Below are 11138 nucleotides of genomic sequence, written 5' to 3' on the forward strand. Positions count from 1 at the left end.
CGCATTTTCCGGGGCATTTGCAGTCTACTTGGCGACTCCCCATAGGACATCACCTCTTGATGTATCGTTCTCTATGGATTTGAGCATAGCCCCATTATTATCTTTCTGATCCGGGCCGAGGCTATAGAGAACAAAACCTCTGCTTTCGAGCTTATAAATCAGGCTCTTGCCGCTGAACGGATCAACCGGCAGTCTTTCGTCCATTGACGATTCCACATCATCGAGCGATTTCGGGTAACTCCCAAACTTGATTTTATATGACTCCAGAGCGAGAGCCGTTCGTCCCAGATTGATCTCGGCTTGAGTTTTGTAGCGGATGATATTGGAATTCTGAAAAACCGGCGCAACCTGCCGAGTCAGGGTCGCGCACAATGGAAGGTCTCTTTCAGTTCCCGGCTTGAGAGTCCCTCGTGATCGAGCAGCGCTATAACTTATATCAATATCACTCAGTTGTCGCGCCGCAAAATCAAGATAGGCCGACGTATCATAGTAACCAAATGGAACAATTGCATTAAATCTATGCAACTTCGAGGTCTGCTGGAGAAAACACACTCTTTCTCCCTCTAGGGCATACCGGTAATCCTTGTTTATGTCGATCCGCGCCAATGCATCAGACATATGCCGCAACTGAGCTTCGCTAAACCCGCCATAACAAAGAGCCTGCCTCATATTTGCAAGTGTTATATCGACAATTGCTGTTTTGACAAGAAAACCGATGAGCATGGTATTTTCACCGCTGGCTGCATTTCTGACAGCCATAGCATCTTCGAGAGATGAGGCTACTCCATCGGTTTGGCCGTAGTGAGCGTTAATCAGCGCCTTTGCACACAGCATACGCGTCGCGTCGCGCAAGCCGGCAAATCGTTCACACTGCTCTTGCAGCACTTCTAATGATGCGATCGAAGAAGAAAACCGACATTCCGGACGCATTAGTGCTTCGTCCAACAGAGAGAACACCTTGCCATTATGGCTTAGAGCTACTCTTGCCTCTTCCCAGGTTTTCTGATCAACTTCCCCGCTTTTACTAAGAACCTTGAACATCACGTCTCTGTCCCTGATTACAGACGGGTCGGACATCAACTTGAATAGCTTATCGTAGATAACGGCAGCATTCTTATCATCAGGAATTGCCGGTCCCGCAAGATCGGCAAGTGTAATCGGCGCGCCCGCTGCTTTGATCGCCGCCATCTGCGACTCAACCTTTTTCCCCCAATAGAGCCCGAGCGCAATGCTCACGACAAACATCACTAGAATAACCGCAAGTATAATCTTGACCACTTTTTTCAGCTTCGTCATGGCCTATCACCTTTCATACACGGATAAAATTCAGACATGATGCGACTGCGTTGGCGTTCCCACTGCTCGGGAGACCACGTCTGCGCCACCCTCAAATCAGGCGAGTTTACAGATGCCCCATTGAGAGCAATATCGATGCGATTTTGTCTGGCCGAGTCCCCAACCCATGCAATAATCACAAAAAGCACTATCGCCGCCACCAAAGCCGTCTTCCACAATCTCATTACGCCGAGCGACCGCTCCTGCCGATGCTTTGTCAGCTCAAGTTTTGCTTTTGTAATAACTCGTTCGCGCATCCCATTCGGCGGCTCCGGCTGCCAGGATTTGCGAAGCATATCTTCTATTTGCCTGTCATCCATCCTCTCTCACCTCCAGGGTTTTACGCATTTTATCGACGGCGTATCTATACCTGCTTGCAACCGTATTCAAAGAAGCGTGCACCGTATCGGCAATCTCCTTGAAAGTCATCTCATTGAAAACCTTCAAAACCAACACCTCGCGCTGATCTACCGGAAGGCGGGCCAGCGCCTCGCAAAGCGCCGCCGCCTCGACCGGCAAATCAGCGACTTCATCCGAAATCTCATTTAGAAACTCCGCGAGCGCGGTTTCACTCAGCTTATCCATGCGCTGCCTGGTCCTGAGGACATCGAAAGCGGCATTTCGTGTCGCACGAAATAGATAAGCTTTAGCATTGCCTACCCTTGAAAACCGACTCCATTTGCGAGCAACACACACAAAGACTTCTTGCACCGCGTCCTCCGCATCTTCGCAAGAACATGTCAGTGCGCAAGCATAGCGGAACAGAGGCGCAGCGTACTCATCGTAGAGTTCATCGAAGGTAAGCTCTGCATTGTCGGTTCCGTCCACCAATACTCCGGCTCCATGTACTATAGAAATTTCTGCTGTTTGATCTCTCATGGTCTTCCCATTATAGAAGACGTCTTGTGTCGAGGAATTTGTTTAGATGATGCGTCAAATCGACCGCAATTTTTCAGAATGCGCATGGCAGACAGCCAGCGCAAGCGCATCGGCAGCATCGTCAGGCTTTGGTGTCTCACGAAGGTTTAAGATTCGCTGGATCATAAACTGAACCTGTTTCTTCTCAGCGCCGCCGTAGCCAACAACAGACTGTTTGACCTCTGGCGGAGTGTATTCCACAACAGGAATGCCTCGCTGGGCGGCTGCAAACTGCATAACCCCGCATGCCTTGCCGACAGCAATCGCAGTGGTCTGGTTCTTGGCAAAAAACAGCCGCTCCATCACTATGACGTCGGGATTATACTGGTCTATGATCTTGTTGAGTTCGTTATAGATATCGAGCAAGCGCTCGGCATCGGCTTTCTTCGGGCTGGTCTCGATTGCGCCGTAGTCGACCATCTTGGGGTTCACACCTATCTTATCCACTACGCCGTAGCCGGTGGTGGCCGTTCCGGGGTCTATTCCAAGTATTCGCAAAGTCTGCATAACTGCATTCTACAGGCGAATAAGCAGCAGGTCAACCGTTCAATAAAAGAGGCAATTGCGATAAATGCTAAATCCAGCGATTTTCCTGCTCGGCCGCTCCTCAATTAAGCGGGGAGAGTAGTAAAATCGCGGCCATATTTCCCCCATCGCAAAAGCCCCTAAAAGAGCATGTGCCCGATTTGATCAGAACGGCACAATATCCGCATGATCACGCACAATTATCAGCCGGGTAGGATAAACCAACTCAGGATCGCCATTCGTATCAGAGACCCATTTAATGGACGATATTCCTGTCACGCTGATATTTGTCCGTTCCGAAGGCAGATCGACGTTTTGTGGAATCTGACATGTGACGCCAACGCCTGAACCATCGTCAATGACAATAGTATGCGTCTCCGACGAGGCTGACTTCACCTTACCCCAGGTGCGCACCAGCAGACCGATATTGTTTATACCAAATATTTGCTTGCCCCTGGCGTCTGTCATGCCGCACTGATTGCCAATAGCGCCGCCACCAATCGCTTTATTGTTCATTCCCAGCGCCGTAACTAAAAAAGGCTCCTTTAAATCAGGGGCAGAGCTATGTTTGACAGATCCGGGCTCACCGGCGTCGATTGCAACTTCGCCATTGCTTGTGGTTATAATGCCGTTTATATCAAGCACATCTCCGCGGTTAGCGCTGGCGCCTGTCACTCTCAGCCCGCATGCCCTGCTGGTTGGTTCGACATATATCGCCGAAGTGTCACCGGTATCTGCATTACCGGCAGTTACGACCTGCTTGGTAAGTGATATGTAGGAGCCTTCGGACATCTGCTTGGCCGTGCCGGATGTCACCGGCGGATAATAGTTTACAAGCAGTTCTTTAGTCTCAACTTGCCCACTTGAAGAAGTAGAACTCACTAAAATGTTGTTCTCACCCGGCAGAAGTTGTATTCCCTCAGCAGTCCAATTTGTCGCACGCGCGCACATGCCGGTTTGGCCTGTGCGCTGGTTTGACCAGGTCACTGCATTGGCATTCAACCAGAGTTGACGATTCAAACAGCTAATGCTGGTAGCTGCAGATTCAGTAAGCTCAATTTTGTTGCCCAGGCTGTCCATTAATACCGGACCGGAGCCTGAATTCCAAACGGCATCACTGATATTTGAACCCTCCTGGCAGGTAACTGTCGCCGCAGCATCCACACCAACTGCTGCATCACTATAGCCGCCAGACAGTATATCAGCCCCATTTGACACGGATATAGCCGAACTACTGCCATAATACCTGCTGGAAAATACTATTTGACCACACCCATTACTTGTTGCAATTACATTAGTCTCTGCAGTATGTAAGTTGATGGCATCCACAAGCTGGGCTACAGTCATTGTCGGAGTATACTCGATTTCTACACTCCCATTCGGGTTGAATGTACTGCTCGAGCCTACCAGGTTGAACGTGCCGCTAGCGCCGATGCAGGCGCTGTCGTCTGCACCGAAATCTTTGGTGAACAACGTCGCTTTTTGAGCCGCGCATATCACATTGATGGAGATATAGTTATCAAGAGGAATATCGGGTAGATATGAAAAATCTGAAGACACAACAGCGCTGCCGACAATAGACGCTGAAACACCAACATTACCGCCGATATCTATTGTCGGACGATTGGTGGAATAAGTGGACTGGGTTGTAGGGATGGTAATTTCAAGCCGCCTTGCGGGATTAGATGCCACCACAATGCTGCTTGAGCCTGTCAGGCCTTCCGCATTCGTCGCAGTAACCGTTATGGTATTATCACCTCTTACCAGGTTGATCCCGCTTGCCGACCATGCCTGCGTGCCAGTGCATGTGCCGTTCTCGCCCGTGACTGAATTGGACCAGGTCACTTTAGTGATTCTCTGGTCCGTCATTTCTATCTGAGCCCCTATATCCTGCACCCAGTTTGCATGCCACCACATATCAATTTTATTATTCAGACTGTCATGAAAGCTGAGGCCGTCGGGACTCAGCCATAGTGCATCTGTAATGGGTTGATTGGAGCTGTTTGTCACTTGAATAGCCGCATCCGCACCGTTATCGGATGCCGATGTTATGCCACCCGGCAAGATATCAGCTCCATCTGTAATAAACACATTTGCAGAGCTGCCATATGCCAGACTCGTCAGCGTAAATGTCCCATCGAATTGGGGATTTGCAATTACCCCTGTTTGATGGGTGTGGAAGTTTATATACGAACATAGTTGGTATACGGTATCGGCAGCGCCATATCCTATGGCAACACCGTTAAGATAAAATGTGCCTGACGCGCCAATACAAGCGCTATCATCATCGCCAAAATCTTTCGTTTTGAGTGTTGCCTGCTCTGCAACCTGAGTCGCATTTATGTAGATCTGTCCCGGCTGAGAACTCGGCCAATTCGACAAGTCTGCATATTTTACATAAGCACCAGTGAGCAAGACACCAGCCATACCTTTTAGACCGATCGCTGTCTCTGGTGTGATAAAAGTGCCCGATGTTCCGGACTGATAAAACGAGGGATCGGTGATAGTAACGGATGGGGGATTACCGGTTGCAAAACAACAATTTGTGCCGTCTAGTCCTGTAATAATGCAAAGCAAAACGAAAGCAAATCTTTTGAGTGTCATTCTTCTCCTCCTGAAAGTATATGACTATCTATGGCTTTAGAGCTTAATGATGTGGCGATATAATAATGCGAAAAACCACGACTGTCAACGCAAAATCGTTGAGCGAGTCTGCAGCTATAATAAATAGCCACCAAGTAGCCATAATACTAATGGACTATACAAAGATACGCCCAAAGTCCCATTTACGTATGGCATAATACTGGGCATAATCCTAGTGTAGTACGAATATAGCTCATACATAAGTTTTTTTAGATTGAGCCAAAATAAAAGATTGAAAAAGTGAATATTTTCGGAGACCGGACCCGGACCTTGTTTGGGTCCGTTTTCCTTTGTACGCCCCTTTTAGATGCAAGCCTAAAAGTGGTAAACTTTTTCTAGTTGCCCAACGTTAATAGATCAGAGGATGAAAGCAGAAAAGATGCGACCGGTAAAGGCCGTCACAACACAGGATGGGCTGCTTATTGGCAACTTCAAACGAGGAGAAGTGGAAGCCTTTAACCGCCTGATGGAAGCGCACACCGACAAGGTGTTCGCGCTGGCATGGTCAGCCCTGATGAACAGGGAAGATGCAATGGACGCAGTCCAGGAGGTCTTCATCAAGCTATACAAGTCGCTGCCGTCGCTGTCTGAGTCTGATAATTTGAACGCCTGGCTGTATCGGGTCTGCCTTAATCACTGCATCGACCGCAAACGCAGAGCCAAAAGGTCAAGGACTGAGCTGACGGATGATGACTGGGACCGACTACAAGGTGATGAGCGGGACGAGCCTGAATACCGCGTATATCAGAGCGAAGTCGGGCAAGTAATACGCGCTGCCGTAGATAAGCTGCCCGAACGCCAGAGAATGGTTTTTTTGCTCAGACATTACAGACTTCTTTCTATAAATGAGATCGCGCTGGCACTCGGATGCACCACCGGCGCGGTCAAGGCGCATCTTTCACGCGCAACCGCTCGCCTGCGCGACCGACTTTCAGGGACGATTGTCTTTGAAGCCGGGGAGGTGGAAATAAAATGAAATGCAGACAGGTCCGTAAGCTTATGGGAGCATATCTTTACGGTGATCTGGAACCGGAAGATATGCGCGACATCAGACTGCACACGCAAGTCTGCGAGCAGTGCCGCGCCGATTTGGAGAGTCGCGGTATGGTCGTCTCTTCGCTGAATGCTCAAGCGCCCGTTCTAGACGATCAAGATAAGCAGCAGCTCGCTCGAAGTGTAAAGAAAGCCATTGACGAGTCAGGACGTGATAATCTCGGATTAAACCGTGCAAACGAGCCAGGCGCTGCTCTGTGGTGGTGGCGGCCTGCGTCTGCAGTCGCCCTTGCGGGCTTTGTATTGGCCGGTTTTGCAATCGGCAGACACATCGGCAGTAGCGGCGGGCTATTTGCAGGCTCCAGCAGGTCCGCCATAAACAACTCGAACAAAGCAAGGGTAACAATTACCGAGGCAGCGCCTGCCGCTCGACAGGATAACGATAAAACATCGGCAAGCCGCGATGGCCACCAGAGTATATCGCGCTCGAAAAAGATCGAGAACATGGCCGATTATGCTCGAAGAATGGCTGTTCCGGCTGTTACAGGCCCGACAGACAGAAACAGCAATAATGACAAACGCAAATCCGTAATACCGGATGAACCGGTATCCGTGGCAGGACAATCGGATATAAAGAAAGAACAAGAAAAAAAGGACGCGACTAAACTGCCCAAACCTACAGGCCTGAATGACGCGCAGACAACCGATGAATAATTACTTCTTACACAACAAATGCTGCCGAAAGTGGATAGTGGAAAGTGGAAAGCCCGGGATGCGTTCCATATTCAGCTTCCCACTTTTTTTTACTTTAACCGCTCTTATTTTCGCATTCATAGTATCTGCCGCAGTCGCGCAGACGCGTGCCTCAGTCACGGTGAGCCCGGTCTCAGATATACCGTATTCGCCGGTCGTGCTCATAGTAGACGGCAAAGTGATTGAAGCGCAATCGCTGCAGTTTATGCGAGGCCAGCAGGTGATGGTCTGGCTGCGCGATCTGGAAAACCTGGGCTGGGGCAAAGCCTACTCGGACAAGTCCGGCGAGGTAGTCTTCAAAGGCAACGGCGTCACGCTCTCGTTTACCAAAGGCAGTGGACTGGCCAAGGTCAATTCGCTCTCGGTCAAGCTGCCTGTGGACACCTATACCCGCGACGCAAAACTGATGGTGCCGCTGTCATTTGTGGCAAAGGCGCTCGGGTATGAGTGTGAGATCAGTTACAAGCCAGTGGCTACAATAAAGACCCACATCCGCCCGGCCGCAACCTCCGAAGCTAACTCAATGGAAGGCAAAATCATTTACGCCGGCAAGGGTATGGCCGGGATCAAAGTGCGGGCGGTAGACAAAGACTTCAATGTTGTGGATGACACCGTCACAGGCACAAGCGGCAGCTACAAGTTCGACAATCTTCCCACAGGAGAGTACGCCGCATTCGTCTATACCAAAGACAACCCCGCTTATTTTAATCGTGTCTCTGAAGCTGCCATTCTGAATAAAGGCAATATAGCTCATCTTAAACCCATATCTCTGGGTCGCATCCTAGCCCCAAAAATTCCGAAACCGGGCGGCAGAGCAAAAGTCTCAGGCGGCTCTGTGCTGCTTGAGTGGACCAAATGCGACGCAGCAGTCTCCTATGAACTGACAATCGCCAGAATGAATAGTGAACAGCCATTTTTATCGCTCGCTTCAAAAGAACCAAAGGCGCATATACCTGCAGAAAAACTCAAGCACGGCCAGGCTTACGAAGCCCAGGTATCCGCGCTGGATGCTAATGGTGACTATGTCGGAGGCACGGTAGGCACGGGCGGCGAACCATGGCAATTTGTTTTTGAGTGATAAAGGTTGAGGAAGCAAATCGTGCGCAATCTTTCATTAGCTATTGTCGTAGCCTTTTTATGCATTTGCACGGGAAATGCATCGGCTGAACCGACCGGTTCGACTCATAATACAAAAGTGGGCAAATGGAACCTGTCATTCACACATGATCTCGGCTTTATTTTGAGCTACAACAACGTAAACATCATTCGATCAACCGGGCTCACCATCCACAACGGCAACTCCAATTCGCAATACTTCTCCTATTATTACGGCAACAACGACATATCGGTCCAGGATATTGCTCAGGGAAAAGTTGTCACCATCAAGCACTCATCCAAATCGTTCAGCGGCTCCCACACAATCACACTTCTACCGGACCGCGTCATCTTCCAATTCGATTATGCACTGCCAAAAGAAATCACCGACGGTAAAATGAATATGTATGCCCTACTATCGGCTCAGCCGATTGCAGGAAGAGCTTACCAAGCCTCGGGCACCAAAGGCGACATTTCGGGGATCATCCCTGTTCACTGGGAAAAGAGCGGCAAGAACTACGCACCGGATTACCTTACGGAGGCCACATTTGATAGCGTGCTCGGCAAGCTCAAAATCAAAGTAGAAGGCGATCTGATTGGCCTGAGGCTGCTCGATTATCGCAGCGGTGAGGTCGGCCCGTCACGGTGGGCGCCCATATTTAGAGTCGGGATATTTAACAAAGATATAGAACCGGGCATAAATCACTCTCAGACAATAACCGTTTCGATAGAACCCGCACCTGAAAAAGAACGCACCGCGCGCATGCCGCAGGGGGGCGAAATAAAGGTTATCCCGACAAGCAATGTGCAAACGCCACCGAGCGATATGATAATAATCCCTGAGCCGAAGGAACTCAAACTACTTGCCGGTGACTTCCGACTGAACGCCGATACCAAAATAGTTGTTGCGGACGATGCGACCGAAAAAGACTATTCAGGCGCGCTTCTTTTTACATCGGATGTGTTCGCTTTGAGCGGGCTGGATCTGAAAATAATACGCGAGAGCCAGGCTAAAAACAATAGTAATGTGATCCTGGTAGGCGAACCGGGTCGAAATAAGATTCTGGGGAAAGCAGCTAAAGCAGACGGTATTAATCCACCTTCAAAAGATGAAGGTTATGCTTTGTCAGTCGCGCCTGAACGTGTGGTGGTCGCCGGTTTCGACCGGGCAGGCAGTTTCTATGGCATGCAGACGCTGCGCCAGATCGTGCGCTCGCAAGGTGATCAGGTATATATCCCCGGCTGCAGGGTAAACGACTGGCCCAGCCTCAAGTTCCGCGGGGTCCACCTCTACACAGGCAAAGACGCCCCAGCGTTCCATAAAAAGTTGATAGATCGCATCCTGACCAAGTATAAATACAACTATCTGATCATGGACTGCTCGTATATGCAGTGGAAGACCAACCCCGACTTGGCGATGGATTATGCCGAATCACAGGAGGATGTCAAAAAAGAAGTTGCATATGCCGGGAATAATTTCCTTGAAGTAATTCCTCTTGTAGCGACTCTCGGGCACGCGGAATGGATGTTCAAAAACGGCCAGAACTTGAATCTGGTCGAGGATAAGTCCTGCCACTACGCATATTGCCCCTCTAAAGAAGAAACCTACGATTTTATATTTAAGATTTACGATGAAGCCATCAATGTCTTTAAGCCCAAGTACTTCCACATAGGCCATGACGAGGTTGCTAACCGGGGCAAATTCCCCACCTGCGATCTATGCAAAGATAAAAGCATGACCGAGTTGATGTGCGGGGACATCCGGCGGATTCATGATTACTTCAGCAAGAAGGGCATTCGTATGATGATGTGGGGCGACATGCTCCTTGCCGACGGCGAAGCATCATCAAGCAAAAACGCTCCCAACGCCATTGAGAGCAAAAAACGCCGCGACCTCATACCAAAAGATGTGATCATAACCGACTGGCACTACGACCCTGCGAGAGTTCAGGACTACAACTCACTCAAGGTCTTTCAGGATGCCGGTTTCGATGTTATCGCCTCGACATGGTATACTCCTCGCAATATTTGGAGCTTCGCAAATGCCGCAAAGGCTAACCATTCGATGGGTCATCTGCTCACTCTCTGGGTCGGGACCAACAGCAACGAGCAGAACCTGGTTGGGCGCAAAGAACAGTTTAACGCCATGGTCCTGGGCGGAGAGTTCGCATGGAATGACGGCAAAACCGGCCTGGAGAACCTGCCATATGATTTCACAGAGGTCTTCGATCAGAGCTATGAGCGCAAGCAGCCGGCATTCGTCATTCATGACGGTTTCATGACCGATATCAGCGCCTACTATAACGTCAAGCTCGCCGACAACCCTCAGGGATCGGGATGGGCCGGACTTGGACCCGGCGATGACCTGTCGAATGCTCCTGTCGGATCGGCCATTCTCAAAGGAATACGTTTCCGACTTGCCGACTCCACCAGTAAAAACTCAGCGATTCGTGTGGCGTCCTCCATGGACACTGATGCCGTCTATCCGGAGAAAGTGAGTATTCCTCTGAACACAAAGGCGCACTCGCTATTCTTCCTGCACACCACTGCCAGGTGCGACGCTCCCGTCACAAAATCCGGCTATTACATTGCGCATTACTCGGACGGGACCCAGGTAGATATCCCGCTTATTTATAGAAACAACATCACCGCTTGGACTGATCCCAGTGAATGCCCTAATGCGATGCCGGTATGGTCGATGCAAAGCAAGGCGGATGAAACCCTGCTGCTACGAGTATTCGAATGGACAAATCCTTCACCGGACAAGACTATAGCATTTATTGATATGGTCCCCAGCGGAACCGAAGCAGGAATGGCGCTGCTGGGCATCAGCGGCACTAACTAGCAGTGCCTCGGCAGGCTATAGTGGCATTTTA

The 11138-nt window shown here is 49.9% G+C and carries 9 protein-coding genes; 4 read left to right on the plus strand and 5 right to left on the minus strand.

Translation table 11 applies throughout. The features are described from left to right. Window positions 1-24: 24 nt before the first annotated feature. The 5 genes from ABFD83_07495 to ABFD83_07515 all read right to left on the minus strand — a co-directional run bounded on the left by ABFD83_07495 (window position 25) and on the right by ABFD83_07515 (window position 5382). The gene (locus ABFD83_07495; GenBank protein MEN6356911.1) at window positions 25-1296 is read right to left on the minus strand and encodes a hypothetical protein; all 1272 of its coding nucleotides are present in this window, start codon (window positions 1294-1296) and stop codon (window positions 25-27) included. Continuing rightward, window positions 1293-1655, minus strand: a complete 363-nt coding sequence (locus ABFD83_07500; protein ID MEN6356912.1) for a hypothetical protein — start codon at window positions 1653-1655, stop codon at window positions 1293-1295. Before ABFD83_07500 ends, ABFD83_07495 begins: the two co-directional genes overlap by 4 nt. Then, the gene (locus tag ABFD83_07505) at window positions 1648-2214 is read right to left on the minus strand and encodes an RNA polymerase sigma factor (protein ID MEN6356913.1); all 567 of its coding nucleotides are present in this window, start codon (window positions 2212-2214) and stop codon (window positions 1648-1650) included. Before ABFD83_07505 ends, ABFD83_07500 begins: the two co-directional genes overlap by 8 nt. Window positions 2215-2268: 54 nt before the next feature. Continuing rightward, window positions 2269-2751, minus strand: coding sequence for a crossover junction endodeoxyribonuclease RuvC (gene ruvC / locus ABFD83_07510; GenBank protein ID MEN6356914.1), 483 nt, complete (start codon window positions 2749-2751; stop codon window positions 2269-2271). 192 nt (window positions 2752-2943) lie between these two features. After that, window positions 2944-5382, minus strand: a complete 2439-nt coding sequence (locus ABFD83_07515; protein MEN6356915.1) for a hypothetical protein — start codon at window positions 5380-5382, stop codon at window positions 2944-2946. A gap of 403 nt (window positions 5383-5785) precedes the next feature. Between ABFD83_07515 and ABFD83_07520 the strand changes: the two genes are divergently transcribed. Genes ABFD83_07520 through ABFD83_07535 form a run of 4 tightly spaced genes read left to right on the plus strand, consistent with a single transcriptional unit; the run spans window position 5786 to window position 11107 of the window. Beyond that, window positions 5786-6397 (plus strand): RNA polymerase sigma factor, encoded by a 612-nt coding sequence (locus ABFD83_07520; protein MEN6356916.1) that lies wholly within the window; start codon window positions 5786-5788, stop codon window positions 6395-6397. After that, window positions 6394-7128, plus strand: coding sequence for a zf-HC2 domain-containing protein (locus ABFD83_07525; protein ID MEN6356917.1), 735 nt, complete (start codon window positions 6394-6396; stop codon window positions 7126-7128). Before ABFD83_07520 ends, ABFD83_07525 begins: the two co-directional genes overlap by 4 nt. Then, a complete protein-coding gene (locus ABFD83_07530; protein MEN6356918.1) occupies window positions 7121-8245 on the plus strand; it encodes a stalk domain-containing protein in 1125 nt (374 codons plus the stop codon). The genes ABFD83_07525 and ABFD83_07530 overlap by 8 nt, the downstream gene beginning before the upstream one ends. A 21-nt stretch (window positions 8246-8266) precedes the next feature. After that, entirely contained in the window at window positions 8267-11107 is a 2841-nt protein-coding gene (locus ABFD83_07535) for a beta-N-acetylhexosaminidase (protein ID MEN6356919.1), read from the plus strand. Window positions 11108-11138 lie beyond the last annotated feature (31 nt).

This window comes from Armatimonadota bacterium (assembly GCA_039679645.1).
GTDB lineage: Bacteria > Armatimonadota > UBA5829 > UBA5829 > UBA5829 > UBA5829.